Below are 24,979 nucleotides of genomic sequence, written 5' to 3'. Positions count from 1 at the left end.
CCTTTAATTAGAGTGAACTCCAATGGCCTTCTCTACCTAACTGATAGGCGACTTCTTCTGTGGGCTCGATAACCACGAGAGTTACCCAACCATTAAAAAATAAGGTTTTAAGAATATCTTGACGTCCAATAATTGCATCCACTGTTGCTCGCGGGGCATAAACTACGGTTAAGAGACGTTGGGGTTCGTGATAAGAGTCTTCATCGCTTGAATTGACCGATTGAAGCGGTAATCCATGCATTAAATCACTGCCATTACCTTGCATAATACCCAGTTGTCCTGTGACATTATGAGTGATTTTACTGCCACTGCCGTAGTTCACATTATCAAGGGTTGAGAAGAGGTATTGCGTATTAATCCATTCGGCAACAACCATGGGGGCTGTTAAAATCGTCTCTAGCGAGCCGCCATCCTCATCTTGCATCCAGTCGTAGGAGTGAAGAAAACTACGCCCATCTAGATTGATCTGCCTGGTTAACTGACGAGGTCCTATGATAAAAGCCGCATTGCGAGCTAAGCCCCATTCAGGTCTTACCTCAGCCCAATCACTACTGCGTGTTGAGGTTGTTTGAATAGAGTTGGATGACTTTTTTAACCCAAAAGTTTGGCAACGCGCCTGAGAGTTTATAGCTCGTGCAAGACTTAAATCGCGTCTTAAATCCTGCAGCAGCTCTTGATGAGATTGAAGTCTCAAATCAGTCTCATAGAGAGTCATTTCATCGGTGGTTGTGTCGTGCTCCGCCGCATAGAAATGAGTATCATCAGGGATGGTTATGCCACGCTCTGCAAGAGTTTGGCGTACTGATTGATTATTTAGTATCGCTGCAAGAATTTTAGCATTCGAGCCGCCATGATTCCCGCCACAAGCACCACAATCAAGAGCAGATGCATAAGGATTATTTTTAGTGGTGCTGCGATGCCCACAAAATACAACCAGTTTTGCGAAGTTCTGAGTTAACCCCATCATTTTTAATACAGCTTCACCATAAAGCGCTTGCTCCGCAGGAGAGATGCCATAAACGGAACTGGAGCTGTCCATTTGAACGACCGGTTGGGTCGCCAATGTTGGCATTAAGCGACGGCTGAACGCAGTACTTGTTTTGTCACTAAGACTTGGGGCAACGGTCTTTGCTAACATCGTTATACCGCACCATGCGCCCAAAGTTTCCACTAAAGCAAAAGGGGTTGAAAAATTATATTTTAATTCATGATAGACATTCCTGAGGATTTTAAAGCACTCTTTACCCTGCTCGCTTTTCTTAACATAAGGCAGAGCAGAAGAAATGGGTTGCTCTTCAATATCATAGCGCGGCTTCAGTAATACAGGACAGGAGTCTTTACTGGTTCCCGAGTTAAAATCATGAATTCGAGCAGGGACCCCAAAAAAACCAGCAAAGCCAAGTGTTTCATAGGCACCTAGTGGCTCAAGGCTTCGTCGAAATGGTTCGGAGCGTACGTCAATACAAAAAATCAATTGGGCATCGGCTCTTGTTTTGGGTCTTTGAATACTCTTTACTTGAGGCATGAGCTTTCTCAGGAGCTCATGCTGATAGGTTTGTTCTGATACTTTTATTTGTGCCACTATCGACTCAATTAAGGCAGCTTCATTCTTTATACTTTTTTTTTCCCAGCGTGCTTCTGGCCAAAGTGTGGCTGTTAGGACTAAGCGTACCGCGATGAAATCAACTAGTGTTACTGGACAATAGTCATCTGTTGCACTGGAGTTTTTCCACACAGAGCGCCATTTGATATAGCCTGCCCATCCAGGAAGGTAGGTAAAGCTCTCTTTAATAAACGATTCTTGATGCTCAGAAGCAACACCTAACTTATTGAGACATAAGATAATGGTATCCTCAGCATGTTCCGGTAAATTACTTAGCCAAGATTTTGTAGTCTGACATCCTTGATGTAATGAGTTGTCATAGCTGCATAGACTTAAGAACGCGGCATAAAACCCTTTATTACGATTAGGGGCTTCAATCGTTCCTTGCCCCATATCTAAAAATACCCCACACCATTTAATTAATTCCCGATTGACTACTTCAAGCTTTGTAATGGCCTGAGCACAACCAAATAATCGTCTCCCCTCTAAAAGTGCTTCTTCAAAAGGTACGCTCTCTAGCCCTTGCAAGGGATTACAGGCAATAAATGTTTCTAAAGGCCAAACGGGAGCTATGCATTGAGCGGCATTACTCACCATGGCTTGAACATCCGCTCGATGTTGTTTTGGCGCAGCGAAATTAGACATCGACTCTAACTCTCTATTGGTTTGTTGTTTCATGGCATTACTCCTAATCATTGGATGACTCGTCTTAATATTGATAGGTGTTGCGGCTGGCCGTAATAGTTTTGGGATGTGGCTGACTCCCATTTAAGGCGCTCACATACAATTGGCTCCATACTTTAGTACGTTGTAAACCGAGAGCGCTTTTTAAATTCATACCCAGCCATAGGAGTAAAAACAGGGCAAACACCAAAAGATGTATTAGATTTAAATTGGGTAATGCTTTTACTGAGTAAGTTGGGAAAAATGATTCGATAAGATGAATGCTTTCACCGTAAAATAGGCCCACTAAAGAAACGAGGATGGATGCAGGCAGAACTCTTTTGTACAGTGCGCCACCTTTAAGCAACGCATAAGCCAGTTGTGTGCCTGAAATATAAGCAAAGCCAACTAGAAAGGTCGTAGGCTGTAAGGTGAATAGGGATTTTTCACTAACCAGGGCAAAACTTAAAGCACCTGCCAATCCAACCAAGCAAGAAAGAGCAAAAACTAAAGGCGAATGCTTAAGCGCAGGAGTTTTTTCTTTTCTAGCTTTAAGTGCGGAACCTGCATTAAGGAACAGGTAGGCTTTAAATAAGCCATGCCAACATAAGTGAGCCACTGCGGCAGGGAAAAGACCCAAACCACATTGCATCATCATAAATCCCATTTGCGCCAGGGTGGAGTTAGCTAACATACGCTTCATATCGCTTTGCAGCAGCTTCCAGAGGGTTCCCAAAATCGCTGTGAGTGCTCCGATGAGAAACAATACCAGCAAGAGACGCCCTTCGGATAATAATAAAGGGGCAAATCGAACTAAAACAAAACCACCACCATTCACTAAGCCTGCGTGCATTAAAGCAGAGACTGGCGTAGGCGAGTTCAATGAACTGGTCAGCCAACGGTGAAAAGGCCATTGAGCCGATTGAGTCAGCGCACCTAATACAAGAAATGAGATGATGCTGGTTAAAGACAGTAAGGGAATTTGGGTGGCTTGTGCGTTGATGTCCGTTATTGAGCTACTTCCAGTTGCTTGATACATCAAGAAAAAAGACAATAACAGGGCCAAACTACCAGAGCTTAATATTTTTAATGCCAAAGTGCCGGAGTGTTTAGCAGCTAGCCATTCGCTTTTATGAATCATCAAAGAAACTAGCAAGAGATTACTGCAACTCCAGGCCATCCAGAACAACAGGAGATTATCAACAAATACCATCGCAATCGCACTAAAGGTTAGTGCGGTTAATTTAAGAAAATAGTGCTTATACTTTCTATCTCCGGCCATGTAGCGCCTGGAAAACTGATGAACAATAAAGCTGACAAACAAGATTAAATCGCTCATCAATAAAGACAGTCGATCCGCTTTGAGGCCAAGAAATACCGTGTTATTGAGCTGACTTGGCATGTAGAGTATGCCTATAAGGCCACAAATCAGCCCTATTCCAATGGTGAGCGAAGCGAGTTGAGCCCCTTTGAGTGGATTTTTTTTATAAAGAAGGCCATTTATAATGAAACCCAGCAAAGTAATAAGTACCATGAGTATGGGGTAAAAGATTAGGTATTCACTAAAATAAGGCACAGTGCTCTCCATTAGATTTTCAATTAATATTGGAAAAATATAATAGGAATGCTAATATAAGTACAATTAATTATACTTATATTATTTATTAGGAAAGCTAATGTCACTGGATACCGTTACCCTTCAATGTTTTCTGGCAGTTGCAGATACGGGCAGTTTCACTAAAGCAGCCGACAAGGTAGGGCGAACGCAATCGGCCATTAGCCAACAAATTGCAAAGCTTGAGCAGATCACTGAAAAGTCATTGATTAATCGGGGAAAAACATTTTCATTAACCACCGATGGCGAGCTGTTTCTTGGATACGCAAGAAAAATTTTTGAGCTGCACCGAGAAGCGTTAGATAGATTTAAAGAACCAGAACTTGCGGGGGAAATTCGATTTGGCTTACCCGAAGATTTTGCAACAATGGTCTTATCTGATGTACTAGTCGATTTTTCACGACTGCATCCTCGAGTTACTCTCAATGTTGAATGCGATCTAACGCTTAACATTTTTACCCGATTTACCCAAGGGAAATCGGATCTCGTATTACTTAAAACCCATCAACCAGAAACCTTGCTCAAGGCGGTAAACATTTGGAGCGAGGCAGTTGAATGGATAGGGAAACCGGATTTTTTTTCATCAATGGATAGAAACAGTATTATTCCATTAGTCCTGTCGCCTCAACCTTGTGTGTACCGAGAAAATGTTATCCAAACCTTAGAAAAAGCAGGCCTTCGTTGGCGCCTTGTCTACTCAAGCCCCAGTTATGCGGGAAGGATGGCAGCAGTAAAAGCAGGTTTAGGCATTAGTGCGATTCAACGAACCATGATTCCTAGCTACCTAGAATCGATTGAAAATCCCATACTGCCTAAGTTAAATAATATTCATATTTCCTTGCTCAAAAAAGAGGGAGCAAATAAGGCTATAGAATCATTAGAATATTTTTTGTTAAAGCGATTAAGGCATTAGCCCAAAAACTGGATTGGAACAATTTCACATGATATAAAATAAGGTTTTTCGTAAAAAATGGCGCTCTCGGAGGGACTCGAACCCCCTACACCTTGGTTCGAAGTCTGATGCCATAGCATTAAAGATTCGTTATTAATCATCACTTGCGAAACGTCAAGTTACAATACAACTGCCTAGAACTACCTAGAACAGCGGAGTACCGGCACAAGTGAGACACGTTGTGGTCACAAAAGAATTGATCACTTTAATTTATTTTTTTCAGTTCGAACAATTATCCTAGTTATTTCTTGATCTAATAAAAGAAAACATTTTGGTTAGAACGTTTGATACAAAATCAGCGAAACTGGAGTTTTGGTCTGTGTTTTTATATTTACGCAATGTGAAGGGATTTGCCGGCAGAGCAAGTTGTTCGAACACTTAATCAAATCATTGAATGGCGGGTTAAGCCAAAACAAATACGTTGTGATACCTGAGTATATTAGTAAGTTGCTTAAACGATGGGCTGATAAAAGTTCAGATACAGTTGATTTTTATTCAGCCAGGAAATCCGCAGCAAAATGCTTACATTGCCTGAAACTGTTTGTTTTATAATTGCCAAAGCAAAGGAATTTCAGGCAAAAGAGGGTGTTACCTTCGAAGAAGAAGCACCAAATTCAGAATATGATTATGATATGCAACAAATTCTGGCAGATCATGCTGATGATCTTAGTTATACCGAAGTAAAAGAAATAATAAATGACCTCAATAGTGACGAGAAAGTTGATCTACTTTCTTTGATGTATATAGGCAGAGGTGATTTTGTTGAAAAAGATTGGAGTAGTGCACATAAAGAGGCAAGAAATAATTTACCTCCTAATTTAACAGCCCACTTATTTTCAAAACCCACTATTGCTTATTATTTGGAGAAAGGACTGGAGTCTTTAGGGTATTCATGCAATAAATAGTTCACTCAATTGCATAAATAAAAGTTTTAATATAAGTAATCATTTATCGCAATTTGACCAATCGGGTCGAAGAGAGAGTGCGTCACTACCTACCTAATTAAAAGAGCCATTTTTTAAATCAGCTTCAAAATCAGTAGGCCAATCAGTACGGTATAAACCATATTTTTTTCTTATAGCTTTCTTTTCTACTGTAATCCATACTTGAACGCCTACTATTTGGTTTGGATTATAACTGGTACCGTTTTCTATTGTGATTTTAAATTCATCAGTAGAAAACCCATTATTACGTAAAATGTTATTACAATCTTCTATTATTACATTCTCTTCACCATACATAATTTACTCCTTAAGCTGTCAATTAAGATAATTATAGTCTTTAATAGTTGAGTTTAGTGGAATTTAAATGACCTTAGAAAGCATAAAGTATTTGATGTAGTACCAGGCCACAGTGAACCTGCTTTAAGAGACTACCTTCAACAACTTCCAGGAAAAGAACGAGTCCAAGTCATTTGTATGGATCCCCTCGTTCTTTAATCAAAAAGTATTTCCCTAATGCTAAAATCGTTGCAGATCGCTTTCATGTTATCCGCCTTGTCAATCAGCTAAGTATGCAAACCTTCCATCAAATTGACCCTAAAATGAAATATCAAAGAGGTACGTTGAGGGCTTTAAAAACTAAGCCTGAGAACTTAACCTCTTTAAGATTATCAAAACGTAATAGCTACCTAGAGCAACAACCTGCAATCGCCGCAATTTATGACTTTAAACAGCAGTTGCATCTGTTGTTGAACAAAAAGCACTGTACTGCAAAAGAGTGTAAGCGGTTATTACCACGCTTTTTAGACATGCTTAACCAACTCAAACAAAGCCCTTTTCAACCTCTTAAAACTTTAGGTAATACATTATTTAAATGGAGAGACGAAGTCGTTAGAATGCTGCGTTTTACGAAAAATAATGGAATAACAGAAGGCTTTCATCGAAAAATGAATTGATTCAACGAAGGGCTTATGGATTTAGAAATTTTGAAAATTATAGACTGAGAGTTAGAGTGCTATGGGGCTAAGAAATTGCCCCCGTAATTGGGAAAGACCCGATTTTTCTCCGCAAATTGAACAATCTCAACACCCAGCATAACCTCGCCGATCGATGAATTCAATATCTAATCAATAAATGAGCGCTGCGAACTCCACCCGTCACGATTCTAAGGGCGCAATATACTAAAGATGTCCATCGAATATAAGGAATCGGGGTCGCGTCTTGCCTTTAGCTTTTTCAGTTAGAATTAAACAAAAGCAAGACGCGCGACCCCATAATTGGAATTTCAATGCATTTAGTATTTATGAATTAAAAAACTCCATTTTTACTGTTTCTGAAAATATCGTTATTGCCTCTAAAAAAGCAGCATAAGTTCTTTCTAGTTGCTTAACCTGCTGTGGCTTTGCTAAACAGACCCTAGTTTAAAGAAGGCTGGCAAGAAGTATTTCTCTTCTTTAACTCCTCTTCCAAAATAGGACTGTATTCTTTATCTATTTCTTTCCACGCTTTATACTGCTCTATCGCTTCTTTAATGCCTTTCAACATTTCGCTGCTGGGGGAGGGAAAAAAACGTATTCCATCCTGTTCCGGTGGTACTTCGGCCATTGCCGTCGATACGAGTTCTAAATTACTTTGAATTTGTTGATCAAGCCAAGGGTTGTGTGACTGAGATTTTATAGCTTGAAGAGTAGTATCTATCTGAATAGAGTCCATTTTACCCAGAATTTCTTTTAGAGCTAGGCCATTAATTTGCTCTAGTTTCACTAAGATTGCTTTAGCCCCCCCTTCAGTGTTTAGGAGATTATTTAGGAAATCTTCAGCATTAACAGGCACAAACTTACTTTGCATAACAGCTCCTGATTAGAGTTTATTAATTTATTTGCAAGATTAAAGACGGATTCTAACTAAAATGCAACAACTAACACTATCGCTGCAATGGTATAATGAAGATACAACAAAGTCCGCATAATATCGCGGGAACCTGAGAGCACTAAAACTCCTCGCAGCAGTAACTACCATCTGAGCAGTAGACTGCGCAATCACTATTCTTACTCCTGGGTTTTCTCTAAAATTTCCTTCTTTCTGCACCATAAAGCGATTTAGATAACGTTGATAGACACTTAGTAAATCCTATCTACTAGCGCTGCAGTAAAAACCTAGCCTACGAGTGCCCGTAGCGATTTAAGATAATCAGTGAAAAAGGAGAATTATTATTGATAATAATCTAACGATACTTCAAAAAGTTGCGCAAGAATTGAGATATCATTGCACGAAAGCGTATGGCAATCGCACTCGAATTTTATTGAATAACCAACTGATTTTAAAAAATAAAAGGCATACCTTCTGGCAAAGCTAGACCCGATTGGCGTGATAGACCATTTGAAGTGCGAGACCGAGTTCATAGCGGTTTCTTTTTGAAAATCCAATTTATAGCTATACAAAAGGTACTTGGCTTTCCTGCTGACTGGAGAGGGGTGTTAGAATTTTGCTACATCTCATTTTTCTAATTCTTCAAAAAATGTAAATTTAATTTATAACTATTTGATTTTAAACGAATTAAATGGCGCGCTCGGAGGGACTCGAACCCCCGACACCTTGGTTCGAAGCCAAGTACTCTATCCAGCTGAGCTACGAGCGCATTGCGGTGGATGATCGGAATATCTGTTAGGATGGTGGGCCGTATAGGATTCGAACCTATGACACAGAGGTTAAAAGCCTCCTGCTCTACCAACTGAGCTAACGGCCCTAACAAGGTAACTCTTCACATAAAACTACGACACAAACTTTTGTGTCAAAATGGTGGGCCGTATAGGATTCGAACCTATGACACAGAGGTTAAAAGCCTCCTGCTCTACCAACTGAGCTAACGGCCCCAAAGAGGCTGGAATCATACCCGATCAGGGTAAAATTTCAAGTGTTTTATGCGGTTTATTTTTCATTAACGCACGACCAGTATACAATTCTTCGCTCGTTGCTAAAACTGTCCATCCCTCGGCCGTTAAATTTTTTGCTTTTGTTTTTAAGCAATTACTAGGCACTATTAGTAATAAAACATCAGCTCCCAAAGCCCCACAGCCTTTGGTTGCTAAAACATCAGATTGTGAATTAAAAATTTGAATATGCTCCAGACTGTGAGGAGCAACCAAATGTAAATTGGCCAATTGTTGCTGATAAGTGTTTACTGCCTTGACTAATTCTTCGCTATTAACCTGTTCAAACGCTGCTTGAGCAAGTTCCACAGTGACAGCTAGCTGGTTTATTGTGGGGGGTAAGCTCATGTTCCTTAAATGATAATGCGTTGCTAATTTTTGACCACTATGCAAAAGCAAAAAAGAAATATCTTTAAAAGGCCATTCATACGATTTAAGGATTTGCTGTTCGCGATTAATATAAACACAGCGATTTTGCGATTGTGCTAGCAAATCGTAACCACTAGGCCTCAAACCTTCGCCTCGCCACGCGCATTGATAATAAGCATCTAATAAAGCTTTAGGACTTGGCTCAACGTGCAATAAACGACAACTCGCTAAATAAACGCCAAGAAATTGGGCACTCGATGCTCCGAGGCCACCCTTTCCTTGATAAGGATCATGCCATCTGATGCCCTGAGATGAAATGCGATGATGAGCCCACCACTGCCCTGCCGGAGAATCTGGATGAATACCTTGCATGATATTATCCTCGGTCAACGATAGTTCAAAACAAGGCGATGTGGTTAAAATAATCGCTGAGGCCCCAGCCACAGCAGCATATTCACCGAGTAAAAAAGTCTTTGCTGGAATACGCCATTTCATGTTGCAGTCTGCACTTGCCTGATTTCAGTTAACAAAGCACAGGCATTATTTAAACTGATGCGTTTATTCGTGGTCAACCAGCGTTGCAAGCGCTCTTTCAGCACAGGCATTTCACTGTCCGTCGCTCCCGCGACTAACACTAAATTATCGATGTGCAATTTCATATGCCCTTGAATAATTCCTTCAGTACATAATGCTCTAAGTGCGCCTAGATTTTGTACAAGACCAACTGCGGCAATAATACGCGATAAATGATTAGCAGATTCAATATCCATCATTCGTAGACAGAGTTTTGCAGTAGGATGAAGCGCAGTCACTCCGCCCACAGTACCGACGATAATTGGTGCAGTTAATTGACCTGTTAAAGTCCCTTGTTCATATCGCCAACGAGTAATTGCTTGATACCTTCCATCGCGTGTTGCATAAGCGTGAATGCCTGCTTCGACGGCCCGCCAATCATTTCCGGTGGCGATTAAGACAGGATCAATACCATTCATAACACCTTTATTATGAGTCGCTGCACGGTAAGGGTCAGTTTCTGCAAATAAGGAAGCTTCTTGTAAACGGTCACCAAGCTCGGGGTCGACATCACGAATGACGACTTTAGCCGTCGTTAATTTCTGATCATTTAGATTGGACAAAATACACATGGTGACTTGTTCACCAGTTAAATTTTCTAAAGGTTCTTTTAAATACTCTAGAACTTGGTTAATGATATTAGCGCCCATTGCATCGCAGCTATTCATCATTAGATGAATAACTACCATATCACCACCATCTTCGCGGGCTAGATGTCGCAGTTGCAAATCAACCACTCCACCGCCGCGTTTTACCATGCTGGAAGCAACTTCTTCATTTGCTTTTTCTATCAAAAAACGTTTGCTTTCATGAAAAAGCGTTTCAAAACGTGCCAAATTATTTACTTTTGCCAATTGAATTTGGCCAATAATGCATTCGCCCTCTACTTGAGTAGTAATTTCACCCTGCTGTCTTATCCATTTTGCAGTCTTTGAGAGCGCTGCGATGATCGATGTTTCTTCTACAGCTAGAGGGATTACATAATCTCTTCCATCGATAAAAAAATTCGTGGCTACGCCTAATGGAAGCTGAAAATAACCAATCACGTTTTCGATTAACTTATCAGCGAGCACTGTCTCTTGCACACCACCTGCTTGTAAATAGCGAATATCTTCCTCGGTTAACGCTCCCAACTCTAATAAGCGTTGAAACCTTTCTTCGCGAGCTAATTTAGAAAATCCCTGGAATAATTGACCTGCTTGATTACTTAACGGCATGCCTTCTCCTTTAGCTCACTGATTATTCGGCTACCAGTACAAAACATAGCAACCTTTAATTCATATTCGATTAATTTCATAAGATCTTGTACGGCTTGCGCATTTTCTAACGCCGCATCTAACATTGGTTTGGCAAAACCCACTGAGGCTGCGCCGAGCGCCAATAATTTTGCGGCATCTAAGCCATTACGGACGCCACCTGAGCCCCAGACTTCAAAACTAGGATTTAAAGAAACCGCCTGAATTACCGTTTGTACCGTATCGACTCCCCAGTTCCGAAAAGTGACTGCGGTTCGCTGTTTAATGCTTCCTTCACTAGCGCGATGTCCTTCGATTCTTCCCCAATGCGTTCCGCCTAAACCACTGACATCTACTGCAGCAACGCCAATGTCATTTAAGCGCTTTAACGTATTGGGTGAAAAACCACAACCGGTTTCTTTTACTATAATGGGTCTATCGATCTGCTTTACTAGATTAGCGAGGGCATCCCAGCAGCCTTTAAATTGCGGCGTACCTTCAGGTTGAATCGCCTCTTGCAAGGGATTGCAATGGATAATAAGCGCTTCTGCCTCTAAGGCTTCAATTAAATTTTGAATTTGTAGCAAAGGCGTATTAATTAACTGGGCAATCCCTAAATTAGAAAAGAGACTTACTTTTGGGAAATCGCGACGCAGCTCATACCATTCAAGAGCTGCTTGATGGTCGGTTAACTCACGACGTTGCGAACCCACCCCCATTGCCCAACCACTCTCTGCGCAAGCTGTTATCAGATTACGATTGATATTCACTGCCCCACGATGTCCAGCAGTCATAGAACTCACAAAAAAAGGACTGCAAACTTCTCTACCAAAACGCTGGCTAGTAATCATAATTTCTGCAAAATTAAGATCAGGAAGCGCTTCGTGCGCTAAAGTTAAATGATCTAAGACATTGAGTTCACTCGCTTGATTTACCTGCATTAAAGCAAGCTCAATGTGATCTTGTTTGCGTTTTTCAAATTGGCTATAGTCGTCTTGCATGCCCATTTACTTCGCCAGAAAAATGGTCTGGATTTTATCACAAATTAACTCTTCCAACTAGATTTTCTAGAAACTTTACACCTGTTTGTTGGGTAGTTCTTCATTTTTCTAAAATTATTCAAACCTTACTTTGCTGCAATGACCTATTTCGTATTATGCTAGGTTATTTCCTCTAATAAAATTTCTTATGGCTAAGGCAACACCTTTAACCAATTTTACTTTTGATCAAGAAAACCTCTGCTATCAATGCGAGGGGTCATGGTCTGTTTTAAAGTTGAATGATTTATTAAGTCGTTTTGATACTTCCACCATTCCTGCAGAGAAAAAAGTGAAAATCAGCGGTGCCGCCATGACTCAATTTGATAGTTCTGGTGCCTTAGCCTTGGCGCATTGCATGGACATTTTAAAAAGCAAAGGGAAAGATGTTGAATTAACTGACTTTAACAAAGAACAGAAAAAACTATTAGACTTAGTCCAAGAAAAGAAAGAAATACTCGCTTACAAACCACCTACTGTCAAACAGCCGAACCTACTAGATAGAATTGGCGAAGAAACGATCCATAAAATACGACAAACTGACGGTTTAATCATTTTAATCGGCGATTTAAGTTCTAAATTTTTTGAAGCTCTTGGCAATTGGCGACGGTTTCAATTTCCCAGTATCGTGGCCAATATTCATTCCGCGGGTATCCAAGCCCTACCTATTCTTGCTCTCTTGTCATTTCTTATCGGAGTAGTGCTTGCTTATCAAATGGGATTACAGTTGCAAACTTATGGAGCCAATATTTTTATTGCTTATCTGTCTGGAATGGCGATATTTCGAGAGTTTGCCCCATTAATTACTGCAATCATTGTTGCCGGACGCACAAGCTCTGCCTTCACTGCACAAATAGGTAGTATGAAAATTAATGAAGAAGTCGATGCACTTCTGACAATGGGGCTATCGCCTACCGAACTGCTCGTCATGCCCAAAGTCATGGGTTTGTTGTTTGTGTTTCCTTTGATTATTTTCTGGTCTGATGTTTTTAGTATTATCGGCGCTATATTCATGTCCAAATGGATGCTGAATGTTGGCTATCTCGATTTTCTAGCGCGCCTCAAAGAATCAGTTGGCTTGGAACAGATGTTATTAGGGCTGTATAAAGCACCCGCATTTGCCATACTCATTGCGCTGGTAGGCTGCTTTCAAGGCTTCAGGGTGCAAGCCAGTGGAGATACGATTGGCTCACAAACCACTAAAAGTGTTGTCCAGGCATTGTTTCTAATCATTGTTGCCGATGCCGTTTACTCTGTCGTTTACAGTTGGATGGGTATCTAATGAGTGAGCCAATCATCGAAATTTCTGGATTAAAAAACTATTTAGGCGGGCAATGGGTACATTCCGATGTCAATCTAACCGTAGAAAAAGGCGAAATTCTAGCCATCATCGGCGGAAGCGGCAGCGGCAAAACAACCATTTTACGCAGCTTACTCATGCTTATGCAACCAACTGCTGGCTCTTTAAAGATTTTTGGAAACGACATTAGTCAGCTTAATACCTATCAAGCCAATGCCTTGCGTCGCCGCTGGGGTATGATGTTTCAACATAGCGCCCTTTTTTCATCCATGAATGTCTTAGAAAATATTATGTTCCCCATGCAGGAATTTACCGCGCTCAAAAAAACGTTCATGGAAGAGCTAGGCATGCTAAAGATTTCTTTAGTAGGATTACCGAAAGAATCGGCAGGCAAATTTCCCTCTGAATTAAGTGGCGGAATGCAACGACGAGCAGCTGCTGCGCGAGCTCTTTCCATGGACCCTGAGTTATTATTTTTGGATGAGCCTACAACGGGACTCGACCCACATAGTGCAAGACAATTTGATGAACTAATTCTTTTTTTAAGAGAGGCGTTATATTTAACTATTGTAATGATTAGTCATGATTTAGAATCATTAAAGATAGCAGATAGAGTTGCCTTTTTAGGAGAGGGAAAAGTATTATGTGCCGCTCCTTATAAAGAATTAATAAAAAATCCACATCCATTGATTGCTGATTATTTCAGTAAACTTTAAACTGATCTTAAAAGTACCGGTAAAAAGATAACAAATATAACGGGAGCAGGTTTTTTGGAAGCAAAAACCAATTATACAATGGTGGGCTTAGCAGTATTGATTCTTGCAGGGGCTTTGGTTGCTGCGGGACTCTGGCTGTCCGTCGGCTTCGACCAAAAGAAATACCAGACTTATGCAGTCTTTATTCGCGAAGCAGTCTCCGGTCTTAGCGAACAATCTCCTGTTAAATACAATGGGGTTAAAGTGGGTTTTGTTAGCAAAATCGAGCTTAACCGCAATGATCCCCGCCAAGTTGAAATTTTGCTCAATATAGAAGATGGTACTCCTATCACAGTCAGCACCATGGCTACTTTAATTTCTCAGGGCATTACGGGCAACACTTACGTCGGACTTTCAGCCGAATCCAGCGATTTAACGCCTTTAAGAGCAGGTCTGAATCAGCCTTATCCCATTATTCCCGCTAAGCCTTCTTTATTTAATCAGCTTGATAAGGTACTTAAAGAAGTGTCTGTCAATGTGAATAAAGTAAGTGTTAAAGTCAGTCAGGTTTTTAGCAAAGATAATCTAGACAATTTACAACATACCTTAGCCAATATCCGATCGTTTTCAGATGTTTTGGCCAAAAATGGTCCAAACCTTAACCATAGCATTAAAAATGTAGAAGTACTTTTACAGAATTCAGCAGAGGTGAGTGAGCATTTTCCAGAAATTGTCACAGACCTAAAATCGGGACTGAAAAAGTTTAATACAATGGCAACCTCTCTCACGAATGCGGGTAATAAAGTTTCTACCACTATGACATCAGGCAAAACAGCAATTGATAAGATCTCTCAACAAACTATTCCACCAGCGATTACCTTAATGCGTCGTCTCGATGTGATCGCAGCCAATCTTGAAAAAATAAGTAAAGAAATGCGCCAAAATCCTGCTGTGGTTATTCGCGGCACCACACCACCCCAGCCTGGACCAGGAGAATAAATGTGATTAAATTGACTATCTGGGCTTTACTTATTCTTTTAGCCTCTTGTTCACCGGTTAAATTACAGCAATCCAATTCCTACAAATTAGAAGCCTATAGTAGCAAGCAATTTACTTCTCAATCTTCGAAGCGGTCTATTTTGATAACAATGCCTGAAGCGGTTGCGGGCTATCAAACCGAAGATATGCTTTATATGCAAAAACCCTTTGAACTTAGCTCATTTGCACATAATGTTTGGGTCGACCCACCAGCTGAGATGCTTTTACCCTTAATCGCTCAGAGCTTACAACGTAGTGGTTATTTTAATGCAGTAACCTCTACAACTAACTCAGAGCTAACCGATTACCGGTTAGATACCCAATTGATTGAATTACAACAAAACTTTATAACAATTCCCAGCCATATAGAGTTGATTGTTAAGGTTGTGTTGTCTCATGTTAGTGATAATCGAGTTGTCGCTTCCCGCTTGTTGAACCAACGAGTAAAATGTCCAGCCGATACGCCTTATGGCGGCGTAACTGCGGCCAATATTGCAACACAGAATTTTACTGCAGAGGTAACTGCTTTTGTGCTCTCACAAGTTAGACAAGATTCTAACCGTAATTAATGGAAATTCTTGCTATCGTGGAATCAACTTATTAGCATTATGACATTGGCCAAATGTATAAAACAATTGTACAATGGGCCGCCATTGTGGCTCTTAACCTAATTTGTAAACTATGAAAATAAGAAGGAGAAAACGGATGAAAGCCAGATCGTTTAAGCTAGGACTTGTTGCTGCAGGTATTGTTCTGCTCGCATCTTGTTCTAAACACCATGGTAGCGCAGGGGTAAGCTATGGTGAAGATGGGGCTTCTGCACACGGCTTGGGGCAATTTAGTCATTTTGCTGGTCAAGCACCGGGTGAATCATATACTACTCAAGCACCACACAATCAACGTTATCTCTTCTCTTATGATGACTCTTCTTTTGCATCAAAATATAAACCTTCTTTAATGGCACAAGCAAATTACTTAGTAGCCAATCCAGGTGCCCATATTCTCTTAGCTGGACATACTGATGAGCGAGGAAGCCGCGAATACAACGTTGCATTAGGTGAACGCCGTGCTAACACTGTAGCTAATCTGCTGCGGATGGCTGGCGTTAGCCGACAACAACTTCGTGTCGTTAGCTATGGTAAAGAGCGTCCACTTTATACCGGTCACGATGAAGAAGCTCACAAGATGAATCGTCGTGTTGAGTTAACCTATGAGGCCACACGATGATGAAATTCCATCGACTTCTACTTAGCTTATGCATGACCTGCCTGGTATCTTGGCAGGTTTTTGCTGAAGCTCCTGTAGTTGATGATAGTGAAAACTTCGCTATTCTCGATGATCAACAGGCTGCTATCGAGCAGCCTGTTGCCAAAGCGCAGCTTGATGAATATGGTGATAATAGCGATGAAGTTGCTCTTGCACGAGATAATCATGAGAGTAGTAATAATAGTGATAGCGCCGAATTATTGAATAAACTCCAGGGCTTACAGCAAGATATCCAAGAGTTACGCGGACAGCTAGAAGTACAAGCCCATGATTTAAAATTATTACAGCAACAACAATTAGCTTTTTATAAAGATTTAGACACTCGTATGCGTTCTGATGCAACCAAACCAGTGCAATCAGCTCAAGCAACACCTACTGAACAACCCCAAGAGCTATCTGTCGGCCCTAACGTAGCTGCAGTAGCACCGAAAACCACTCTTCCGATTCAGCCTACCGAAGCTACTCAACCAGAGAAACAAATTGCTTCAGGGGTCATTAACTCGTCACGAAGCAATCCGGCAAACGAGCAAATTAGTTATCTTGCTGCTTACGATCTAGTAAAAAACAAGCATTTTGATGATGCCCTCGTTGCTATGCAAGCCTTCATAACGCAATATCCACAAGGTGGATATTCCGCAAATGCACAATATTGGCTGGGCGAGCTTTATATGGTTAAAAATAATTATCCCAAAGCAATTGAACATTTTGAAACCGTATTAAAACAGTTTCCCTCATCCTCTAAAGCAGCAGCCTCTACTCTTAAAATCGGCTATGCACTAGCAGCGTCAGGTAAAGAAAACGAAGCAAGACTTCGACTACAACAAGTATTAAAAAATTATCCTGATACACCAACCGCACAATTAGCAACAACAAAATTGGAGTCTATAGGCGTCTCATGAAGCAAGTTAGTAACTCACTTCGTATCACCGAAATTTTTCATTCCTTGCAAGGCGAATCAACTACCGTGGGCCTCCCCACGGTTTTCATTCGTTTAACTGGCTGTCCCCTACGCTGTCAATATTGCGATACGGCTTATGCCTTTAATGGGGGTGAAATAACAGAGGTTCGTTCTATTTTAGATAAGATCTCCGCTTACCAATGCAAACAGGTTTGTGTCACAGGAGGCGAGCCGCTTGCTCAACCAGGTTGTATCTTTCTTTTGCAAGAACTTTGTGATCAAGGTTATCAAGTTTCATTAGAGACGAGTGGCGCAAGAGATATTGCTCAGGTCGATAAGCGAGTGATGGTTGTCATGGACTTAAAAACTCCAGATTCAGGTGAAAGTGAGAAAAATTTATTTTCAAATTTAGAACATTTAAAGCAAAGTGATCAAATCAAGTTTGTCTTATGTAGCCGCGAAGATTATGATTGGGCCTGTCAAATGATGCAAGAATACCGTTTAACAGAACGAGCTCATATTCTTTTTTCTCCCAGCTGGAATGAATTAAACCCAACAAAGCTTGCTGATTGGATTGTAAAAGACAAATTAGCTGTGCGATTTCAATTGCAGCTGCATAAAATTCTTTGGAATGATGCCCCCGGGTATTAATTATTGAGCAGGAGAGAATCGTTATGCAATGGTTTGCCCAAGCACCCGCTAATATTGCCCTAATAAAATATATGGGTAAAAAAGATAGTAAAAATAATATACCAGACAACTCATCCTTATCTTACACGCTGAATAACCTGCTAACATCGGTGATGCTTGAAAGCCAGGCGGGAAAGAAAGATTTTTGGGAGCCTTTAGAAATCCCAGGCGCTCCGCCATTCGACTTATCTATTTTAGCGCAGGAACGTTTTCTGAAACATTTGGCGCGAATGAAGGCCTATTTTAACTACAATGGTTCTTTTGTTGTTCGTTCAAGTAATAATTTTCCAACGAGTAGTGGTTTAGCAAGTTCTGCATCTAGCTTTGCAGCGCTCACCAAATGTGCAGCACTTGCGCTCAGCGAACTTAAATCACAACCTCTGCTTTCTATCGAAAAGCAAGCTCAACTCAGTATGCAAGGTTCAGGCTCATCTTGCCGTTCATTTTATTCTCCTTGGGCACTTTGGGAAGAAGACTCAGTTAAGGCCATAGAACTACCTTACATGCAGTTGCAACATCAAGTCATTATAATCAGTCACGCTGAAAAACGAGTTCCTTCCAGCGAGGCTCATGTACGAGTTAAAAGTTCAAGTCATTACGAAACTCGTAGCTACCGGGCCACTGAGAACCTGAAAGTTTTATTAAGAGCGCTCAAAGCAAAAGATTGGGCGAATGCCTATCATCTCTGCTGGCTTGAATTTCAAGATATGCATCATTTATTTGCTACCAGCAATCCACCTTTTAGTTATATAACTGAAACAGCAGATGAAGCATTAAAAAGTTTACAAGAATTATGGAATCGGGAGGGCGATGGCCCAATTGTGACTATGGATGCTGGTCCTAATATCCATTTACTCTATCGTCCCGATCAGACAGAACTGGCCCTTCGCTTTAAACAAGATTATTTAATTGGCAATTATGATGTCCTATGATTTTCAAACTACTACACACGGCAAATGGATTCTTGCGGGCGAGCACGCTGTTCTTCGTGGACACGGTGCCCTCGTTTTTCCTATTAAAGAGAAAAAATTAATCCTCAGCTACCGAAAGTCAGGGTCTGAGCTTAGTGCTGATTATGAAGGCCCCAGCGGTTCCGATATGCATTTATTGTTTTGGAGCGTATTGGAACAAGGTCAACAATTACTTGGAAAATCGCTAAACAGCCTCTGTGGCCATTTCCATTTATACAGTGACATCCCTATTGGGGTTGGTATGGGCGCATCTGCTGCGCTTTGTGTCGCGATGGCTCGATGGTTTGAATCGCAGAATATGTTAGGTAACGAATCTGTTTTTTCGTTTGCTAAAGAGTTAGAAAATTTATTTCATGGAAAAAGCAGCGGTCTCGATATAGCGGGAGTAGCTGCCGAAACCGGTATTTATTTTCAACAAGGTAAGATGAATCCCATTAAACAAACTTGGCATCCCCATTGGTTTTTATCTTCCTGTGGCCAGATTGGCATTACCTCGCACTGCATCAACCAAGTTCAACAGTTATGGCAGGCCGATGCTAGCCATGCTGCTCGTATTGACCAGAAAATGAATGAGAGTGTCAGGAAGGCGTGTAGTGCTTTAGAAAAAAACAGAGAAAACTCTTTGGGGACCCTTGTAGAGGCCATCGGTGCAACAGCAACCTGCTTTAAAGACTGGGGGCTAGTCAGCGAAACCTTACAACAACATATGCAAATGTTACTTGATTTAGGTGCCTTAGCAGTTAAACCAACTGGTTCCGGCGGTGGTGGATATGTTGTAAGTCTTTGGGATAGTCCCCCAGCTATGAGCGCTATAGAGTTCATTGCTATTTAGTGGCAATAGATTCTTTAACTAATACCTATTGGGCTGAACACGGGAACTGCTACTGTAGAGTTTCACAGGACACTATTCCTTCTTGCTTACTAAGCAGCTACTGGATCCCCCGCGATTTTACAAAACCAAAAAAAATGTCTAAATTTAATACACCACATCTTCTTATTTATTCAAAAAAGCAAAGGATTAGCAATGTTATGAAACTCAAAACTCAGTTAGTAGCGCTACTCTTTTGCTTTTTATACAACCCCCCTGTTCTTTATGCGAAGATAAAAGTGGGTACCGTATTTTTTTACCCACCTTTTGTAATGTCCACTGGTGATGGCTTTGATATAGATTTAATGCGCACTATCTGCCAAGGAATCAAAGAAACATGCGACATAGTTCCCATGGACTATACCAATTTATTCACTTCTTTAAATGAAGGTAAAATTGATCTCGCTATTGCTGGCATTTCCATCTCTCAGAATCGAGGTACACAATATCTCTTTAGTCTGCCTTACATGCTCAGTAAAGGGCAATTTTTAACTTTAAGAAGTTCCGATTACACCAGTATTAATGACTTAACTGGAAAAAAAGTTGGAATGATTAAAGGAGAACAAGACGGAGGGGTAATTAATACTTATTTAATGCAAACCTATGGTAATCAATTTCAAAGTATTCCCTACAATGATATAGAGGATTTAATTACCGCCTTAAATGATGGGGATATTGCAGCAGCCTTTATTCATCGCTCGTCAGCCCTTTATTGGAAACAAAACGGAGGTGGACAATTTCAACTCTTGGGTGATTCCGTTTCCCTAGGGCAAGGAATAGGAATCATGGCACTGCCTTCTCAAAGTTCCTTGATTGCGCGCATTAACCAGCAATTACAAGCGATGGAAAAAGACGGTAGTTATCTCAATCTTTATAATACCTATTTTGCTAATTAATTATTTATCAACAAATTGATAATAAATTTCGTCTGTTTTTACCATACCTAACTCATAGCGAGCTTGCTCTTCCAGCGCTTGATCACCGCTTTGTAATTCAACAATATCTGCTTCGATAGCACGATTGCGAACCTCTAGCTTATCATTTTCGCTTTCTTGCGCGGACAATTTCTTTTCAAGGTCAATCCATTGAAATATGCCTCCATCTCCCAGCCATAACTTATATTGGAGGCCAACAAGCGCTAATATTAGGACTAGAATAAGGGATCTCATAATACACTCGAACGAAGAGATATTTTTTAATATACACTAACATAGGATGTGGAAGCATAATAGCGCTTCCACATCAAATGAAATACATCATTGGCCGATTAATACCTGACGGCCTGCATAGGCTATATTAGCCATTTCATTGATGCGCAGTAACTGATTATATTTGGCAATTCGATCAGTACGACACAATGAGCCTGTTTTAATCTGGCCGCAACCTGTCGCCACTGCTAAATCGGCAATAAAAGCATCTTCCGTTTCGCCGGAACGGTGAGACATCACACAATGGTAACCATGCTGGTGAGCAAGTTGAATGGCCTGTCTTGTTTCAGTTAAAGTACCAATTTGATTGAGCTTAATCAAAATCGCATTGGCCATTTTTTGTGTGATACCTTCTTGTAAAATGCGGGTATTAGTCACAAATAAATCATCACCGACGAGCTGTAATTTAGAACCAAAACGAGCAGTCATTTGTTGCCAACCTTGCCAATCATGCTCGTCTAACCCATCCTCAATGCTTACAATAGGATAATTAGCGACTAAATCACCATAGTAATCAATGATCTCGCTACTACTCAGTTTTTTATTTTCAGAACTAAGATGATAAAAATTATCATGGAATAACTCTGATGCAGCAACATCCAAAGCGAAAACGATGTCTTGGCCTAATTGATACCCAGCCTGCTCTACCGCCTGTACTAACATATCTAAGGCATGACGATTAGATTTTAAATCGGGCGCAAACCCACCTTCATCACCAACGGCCGTGCTTAGCCCCTGTTTTCTTAAAACTGACTTCAGCACATGAAAAATTTCGGTGCCCATTTGTAAGGCGGTAGCAAAATCAGGCGCGCCAACTGGCATCAACATGAATTCTTGGATATCCACATTATTGTCAGCATGAGCTCCTCCATTGAGCACATTCATCATAGGGACCGGCATTGACATGACCTCACCTTGATTAAGTGCTTGATATAATGGTAATTTTTTTGCAATTGCATAGACCCGTGCGCAAGCTAAGGAAACAGCGAGAATTGCATTTGCGCCTAAACGGGATTTGTTTTCGCTGCCATCAAGAAGGCATAAATGCTCATCAATTTTGGCTTGATCGGTGACAGAAAAACCTTTGAGCGATTGATTAATTTCTTGATTGATGTGTTCAACTGCTTGCCGAACGCCCTTTCCGGCATAACGGGACTTGTCTTTATCGCGCAGTTCACAAGTCTCGCGGCTTCCAGTTGAAGCACCCGAAGGCACACTGGCGCGGCCCATTTCACCAGTCGTTAAAATAACATCAGCTTCAACCGTTGGATTTCCTCGAGAATCAAGAATTTCACGTCCCTTAATACTAGCTATTTGCATTATTTTTCCTCAGCAATTTATTTTGGGGCTATTGTTTTGCTATAAAGGAGCAATGTCAAGCTGATGTAATAACAGTATTAACTTTCCGATGAAATTTCTTTAGGGACAGGTCGTGTTGACAAGGGTGAAAACCGATGTCCTTCTTTTTGTTCTGGAATCTCCATAGTATTTTCTTTCGCTGCTTTTCCACTGAAATCGAGCAAATGCTTGTTCTCTAACCTTGCCATAAAGAGATCGTAATTTTTTGACGGAATACGAATGATCAAGCTATTTTCAGTCCTAGTCGCAGTATAGCCACTCAGATTTTCTCCGGATTCTTGCAGTTCCTCTTTAAACGCTTCAAATTCCGCTTCAATTAACTTGATATACTGAAGTATCCGCTGCGCTTCTGGGCTCGAAAAAGGACGAACGCTTGCAATTTTTAAAATCCCAGAGTCGTCATCTCTTTCTATCTTCAATAAACCACTGAGTTCTTCTAAAAGCGCGCTAAGCTCTTGATCTGTTAATTTATCTTCAGGCTCTAATTCATCTTCAAATTCTAATTTTCCAGGTTCTAAAGCGGAAGAGGCGACCAGCTCCATATCGAAATAGTTTTTATCGTCTATTTTTGCGGTTTCATCCAGCTCTCCGATAGAGTCGAGTTCTTTTTTATCATCCTCATCATCTCCGCTAGCAGCATCACCACCGCTGCCACCCCCGCTACCGCCACCGCAACCACAAACCTTACGTCCCCGCATACTACAGAGTTTGCATGGATTTTTTGTTACTCCGTCCAACTCCTCTTTTTTTTTCATTTCTGCGATCATTTGTGCAGCTTTAGTACTATCAAGCATAAAAACTCTCCCTTAAAACCTATATCTCTATTTTACCAAAAAAAAATGCCAAATAGTGTTATTTTCAAGCGATAGATTGTTAAGAAATGGAAAAAATAGAAAATATTTGGCCAATTTGTACCTGCGCCCGCTAGACCTTGGCCAAATTCTTAACCGAAAGCGACAGCTCTACTTTTGTAATACATAGGTTCCTGGCGCTGGAGGTAATGAAGAATCGAGTATAGGAGCTGCTGTTCGCTCTGGACTAGAGTGTTTAGCAAGCCATTTATGCCAGGCAATCCACCATGACCCTTTTTTTCTCTCCGCAATTTCTATCCAAGCCGATGCATCGAGATAGGGCGCATCTTTTTTACTTGAATGAATCCGATAACTTCGCCCTTTATGGCCTGGCTCGCTCAAAATACCTGCGTTATGTCCACCATTTGTTAAAACAAAGGTTATCCTGCCATTGATCATGAGATGGAGTTTATACACAGAGCGCCAGGGTGCTACGTGATCTTTTTCTGTACTGACTATAAAAGCTGGAATACGGATATTTTCCGGGGCTATCGTCTTTCCTTCGACCTTAAAAGATCCTTCCGCAAGATCATTATGCAGAAAAAGTCTCTCAAGATATTCACTATGCATTTTGCTAGGCATGCGAGTCGCATCGGCGTTCCATGCCAACAAATCGATCATTCCTCTTTGCTGTCCACTCATATAATCCTGAACCATTTTTGACCAGATTAGATCGTAGGAACGAAGCATTTGAAATGAACCGGCCATTTGCTTAGTATCGAGATAACCTTGTTCCCACATCATATTCTTAAGAAATGCAATCTCTCCTTGAGTAATAAAAAGCATCATCTCACCTGCATCATTAAAATCACCCTGGGCTGCAAGCAGAGAAAGGCTATTTAAACGCTTATCTCCATCTCTTGCCATCGCTGCTGCGGTAATAATTGCTAAAGTCCCTCCCAGACAATACCCCATAAGATTTATTTTTCTTTTGGGGAAGATGGAAGAAATTTGATCGATAGAAGCCATCGCTCCAGAGCGATAATAATCATCCATACTCAAATTACGATCTTTTGAGGTTGGGTTAAGCCAGGAGACTATGAACACAGTATGTCCATGATTAACAAGCCATTGTACTAAAGAATTTTCGGGAGAGAGGTCAAGAATATAGTATTTCATAATCCAGGCTGGCAGTATCAGAATAGGTTCTTTATAAACCGTTTTAGTTTGTGGCTCATATTGAATTAACTCAATAAGATGATTTTTAAAAATCACCTTTCCTGGAGTAATTGCAACCTGCTGACCTGGAATAAAGTTTTCCACTCCCTGAGGCGGTACCCCAGTTAGCTTTACAAGAACGTCCTCAACAGCCAGTTTAGTGCCATGAAATAAATTAAATCCATGGGATTTAATTGTTTCATTCATTAAGTCAGGGTTAGTTAAAACAAAGTTTGAAGGTGACACCGCATCCATAATTTGTCTTGTACAGAACGCAACGATGCGTGAAGCAGGGGTGGATACACCGGGTAAGTTAGTCGTTGCTCTTTTCCACCAATCTTCCATTTGCAGAAAACTCTCTGCCCCATAACGCCAGGGCAAATATTGCCAGCTGTCTGACTGAAATCGGACGTCTTTGCCATCGCCAGTCCTCTCTTCACAATAAATTTTATTCGTGCAATCTTGCGAATGAATGATCGGATAAAGAGCAAGCTCTAATAGACGTCCAGGATTGATAGATAATTGAATTAACCAAGCACAATAGGCACTTGCTAAAGTAGCCGGACTTATTCCTGCAGTTAATTTTGCAAGATTAGCCTGAAAAAAACGGTCAAGAAAATTAAATAAATCATCCAATTTATGGGTACCTGTGAGCAAACTGGCTAATCCTTCTTCAACTGAAAAGGCTGGTATAACCGTTTCATGTTTAATTTGCTCACTAATCTGGTCTTTTTTCTTAGTTTTCATTGCAATACCTTA

At 40.8% G+C, this 24,979-nt stretch carries 23 protein-coding genes, 3 tRNA genes and 2 pseudogenes; 14 read left to right on the top strand and 14 right to left on the bottom strand.

The annotated features are described in order from the left end of the window. Positions 1 to 7: 7 nt before the first annotated feature. Both Ldro_RS05445 and Ldro_RS05440 read right to left on the bottom strand, forming a co-directional pair. Positions 8 to 2,281 (bottom strand): DUF2309 domain-containing protein, encoded by a 2,274-nt coding sequence (locus tag Ldro_RS05445; protein WP_238583975.1) that lies wholly within the window; start codon positions 2,279 to 2,281, stop codon positions 8 to 10. Between the two features lie 31 nt (positions 2,282 to 2,312). Further along, positions 2,313 to 3,842, bottom strand: coding sequence for a proton-conducting transporter transmembrane domain-containing protein (locus Ldro_RS05440; protein WP_238583974.1), 1,530 nt, complete (start codon positions 3,840 to 3,842; stop codon positions 2,313 to 2,315). 100 nt (positions 3,843 to 3,942) lie between these two features. Here Ldro_RS05440 and Ldro_RS05435 point away from each other — a divergent pair, with 100 nt between their 5' ends. The 3 genes and pseudogenes from Ldro_RS05435 to Ldro_RS05430 all read left to right on the top strand — a co-directional run bounded on the left by Ldro_RS05435 (position 3,943) and on the right by Ldro_RS05430 (position 5,738). Next, positions 3,943 to 4,794, top strand: coding sequence for a LysR substrate-binding domain-containing protein (locus tag Ldro_RS05435; protein ID WP_058495394.1), 852 nt, complete (start codon positions 3,943 to 3,945; stop codon positions 4,792 to 4,794). Positions 4,795 to 5,183: 389 nt separating this feature from the next. Continuing rightward, positions 5,184 to 5,362: pseudogene (locus tag Ldro_RS16490) on the top strand (IS3 family transposase); the annotation flags it as partial. Next, a complete protein-coding gene (locus Ldro_RS05430; protein WP_058495393.1) occupies positions 5,352 to 5,738 on the top strand; it encodes a DUF3775 domain-containing protein in 387 nt (128 codons plus the stop codon). The pseudogene Ldro_RS16490 and the gene Ldro_RS05430, both read left to right, overlap by 11 nt. 93 nt (positions 5,739 to 5,831) lie before the next feature. On the opposite strand, the gene Ldro_RS05425 is transcribed toward Ldro_RS05430, so the two are convergent. Then, positions 5,832 to 6,074, bottom strand: a complete 243-nt coding sequence (locus Ldro_RS05425) for a hypothetical protein (RefSeq protein ID WP_058495392.1) — start codon at positions 6,072 to 6,074, stop codon at positions 5,832 to 5,834. A 69-nt stretch (positions 6,075 to 6,143) separates the two neighbouring features. Here Ldro_RS05425 and Ldro_RS05420 point away from each other — a divergent pair. Next, a pseudogene (locus tag Ldro_RS05420) lies at positions 6,144 to 6,801 on the top strand (ISL3 family transposase); the annotation flags it as partial. A 389-nt stretch (positions 6,802 to 7,190) separates the two neighbouring features. On the opposite strand, the gene Ldro_RS05415 reads toward Ldro_RS05420, so the two are convergent. From Ldro_RS05415 to fni, 7 genes are all read right to left on the bottom strand, one after another. Next, on the bottom strand, positions 7,191 to 7,622 hold the full coding sequence (locus tag Ldro_RS05415; RefSeq protein ID WP_058495390.1) for a hypothetical protein: 432 nt from the start codon (positions 7,620 to 7,622) through the stop codon (positions 7,191 to 7,193). Between the two features lie 713 nt (positions 7,623 to 8,335). Next, positions 8,336 to 8,412: transfer RNA gene (locus Ldro_RS05410), tRNA-Arg, on the bottom strand. 32 nt (positions 8,413 to 8,444) lie between these two features. Continuing rightward, positions 8,445 to 8,520 (bottom strand) — tRNA-Lys (locus Ldro_RS05405). Between the two features lie 51 nt (positions 8,521 to 8,571). Further along, positions 8,572 to 8,647 (bottom strand) — tRNA-Lys (locus tag Ldro_RS05400). A gap of 24 nt (positions 8,648 to 8,671) precedes the next feature. Further along, complete coding sequence (locus Ldro_RS05395; protein WP_058495389.1) at positions 8,672 to 9,568, bottom strand: mevalonate kinase family protein; 897 nt, start codon at positions 9,566 to 9,568, stop codon at positions 8,672 to 8,674. Then, positions 9,565 to 10,863, bottom strand: coding sequence for a hydroxymethylglutaryl-CoA reductase, degradative (locus Ldro_RS05390; RefSeq protein ID WP_058495388.1), 1,299 nt, complete (start codon positions 10,861 to 10,863; stop codon positions 9,565 to 9,567). Before Ldro_RS05390 ends, Ldro_RS05395 begins: the two co-directional genes overlap by 4 nt. Further along, on the bottom strand, positions 10,854 to 11,882 hold the full coding sequence (gene fni, locus Ldro_RS05385) for a type 2 isopentenyl-diphosphate Delta-isomerase (protein WP_058496068.1): 1,029 nt from the start codon (positions 11,880 to 11,882) through the stop codon (positions 10,854 to 10,856). The genes Ldro_RS05390 and fni overlap by 10 nt, the downstream gene beginning before the upstream one ends. A gap of 187 nt (positions 11,883 to 12,069) precedes the next feature. Here fni and Ldro_RS05380 point away from each other — a divergent pair, with 187 nt between their 5' ends. The 10 genes from Ldro_RS05380 (at position 12,070) to Ldro_RS05335 (ending at position 20,540) form a co-directional block, all read left to right on the top strand. After that, a complete protein-coding gene (locus Ldro_RS05380; protein WP_058495387.1) occupies positions 12,070 to 13,200 on the top strand; it encodes an MlaE family ABC transporter permease in 1,131 nt (376 codons plus the stop codon). Beyond that, entirely contained in the window at positions 13,200 to 13,934 is a 735-nt protein-coding gene (locus Ldro_RS05375) for an ABC transporter ATP-binding protein (protein ID WP_058495386.1), read from the top strand. The genes Ldro_RS05380 and Ldro_RS05375 overlap by 1 nt, the downstream gene beginning before the upstream one ends. 54 nt (positions 13,935 to 13,988) lie before the next feature. Further along, positions 13,989 to 14,912 carry an MlaD family protein gene (locus Ldro_RS05370; protein ID WP_131764345.1) on the top strand — a complete coding sequence of 308 codons (924 nt, stop codon included), beginning with the start codon at positions 13,989 to 13,991 and terminating at the stop codon, positions 14,910 to 14,912. 2 nt (positions 14,913 to 14,914) lie between these two features. Beyond that, positions 14,915 to 15,520, top strand: coding sequence for an ABC-type transport auxiliary lipoprotein family protein (locus Ldro_RS05365; RefSeq protein ID WP_083497900.1), 606 nt, complete (start codon positions 14,915 to 14,917; stop codon positions 15,518 to 15,520). Positions 15,521 to 15,656: 136 nt separating this feature from the next. Further along, entirely contained in the window at positions 15,657 to 16,178 is a 522-nt protein-coding gene (gene pal, locus Ldro_RS05360) for a peptidoglycan-associated lipoprotein Pal (RefSeq protein ID WP_058495384.1), read from the top strand. Next, positions 16,175 to 17,116, top strand: coding sequence for a tol-pal system protein YbgF (gene ybgF / locus Ldro_RS05355; RefSeq protein WP_058495383.1), 942 nt, complete (start codon positions 16,175 to 16,177; stop codon positions 17,114 to 17,116). The genes pal and ybgF overlap by 4 nt, the downstream gene beginning before the upstream one ends. Continuing rightward, positions 17,113 to 17,766, top strand: a complete 654-nt coding sequence (gene queE / locus Ldro_RS05350) for a 7-carboxy-7-deazaguanine synthase QueE (RefSeq protein ID WP_058495382.1) — start codon at positions 17,113 to 17,115, stop codon at positions 17,764 to 17,766. Before ybgF ends, queE begins: the two co-directional genes overlap by 4 nt. A 23-nt stretch (positions 17,767 to 17,789) precedes the next feature. After that, entirely contained in the window at positions 17,790 to 18,737 is a 948-nt protein-coding gene (locus tag Ldro_RS05345) for a GHMP family kinase ATP-binding protein (RefSeq protein WP_058495381.1), read from the top strand. Next, positions 18,727 to 19,608 carry a mevalonate kinase family protein gene (locus Ldro_RS05340; protein ID WP_058495380.1) on the top strand — a complete coding sequence of 294 codons (882 nt, stop codon included), beginning with the start codon at positions 18,727 to 18,729 and terminating at the stop codon, positions 19,606 to 19,608. The genes Ldro_RS05345 and Ldro_RS05340 overlap by 11 nt, the downstream gene beginning before the upstream one ends. Before the next feature lie 197 nt (positions 19,609 to 19,805). After that, positions 19,806 to 20,540 (top strand): transporter substrate-binding domain-containing protein, encoded by a 735-nt coding sequence (locus Ldro_RS05335; RefSeq protein WP_058495379.1) that lies wholly within the window; start codon positions 19,806 to 19,808, stop codon positions 20,538 to 20,540. Here Ldro_RS05335 and ftsB read toward each other — a convergent pair whose 3' ends face one another. The 4 genes from ftsB to Ldro_RS05315 all read right to left on the bottom strand — a co-directional run bounded on the left by ftsB (position 20,541) and on the right by Ldro_RS05315 (position 24,967). After that, complete coding sequence (gene ftsB, locus Ldro_RS05330; RefSeq protein ID WP_058495378.1) at positions 20,541 to 20,813, bottom strand: cell division protein FtsB; 273 nt, start codon at positions 20,811 to 20,813, stop codon at positions 20,541 to 20,543. 87 nt (positions 20,814 to 20,900) lie between these two features. Continuing rightward, the gene (eno, locus tag Ldro_RS05325; protein ID WP_058495377.1) at positions 20,901 to 22,172 is read right to left on the bottom strand and encodes a phosphopyruvate hydratase; all 1,272 of its coding nucleotides are present in this window, start codon (positions 22,170 to 22,172) and stop codon (positions 20,901 to 20,903) included. A gap of 77 nt (positions 22,173 to 22,249) precedes the next feature. After that, complete coding sequence (locus Ldro_RS05320) at positions 22,250 to 23,005, bottom strand: hypothetical protein (RefSeq protein WP_058495376.1); 756 nt, start codon at positions 23,003 to 23,005, stop codon at positions 22,250 to 22,252. A gap of 168 nt (positions 23,006 to 23,173) precedes the next feature. After that, the gene (locus Ldro_RS05315; protein ID WP_058495375.1) at positions 23,174 to 24,967 is read right to left on the bottom strand and encodes a PHA/PHB synthase family protein; all 1,794 of its coding nucleotides are present in this window, start codon (positions 24,965 to 24,967) and stop codon (positions 23,174 to 23,176) included. Positions 24,968 to 24,979 lie beyond the last annotated feature (12 nt).

The sequence above is a fragment of the Legionella drozanskii LLAP-1 genome (genome assembly GCF_001467585.1).
GTDB classification, from domain to species: domain Bacteria; phylum Pseudomonadota; class Gammaproteobacteria; order Legionellales; family Legionellaceae; genus Tatlockia; species Tatlockia drozanskii.
This window is presented reverse-complemented; position numbering and strand designations above follow the sequence as displayed.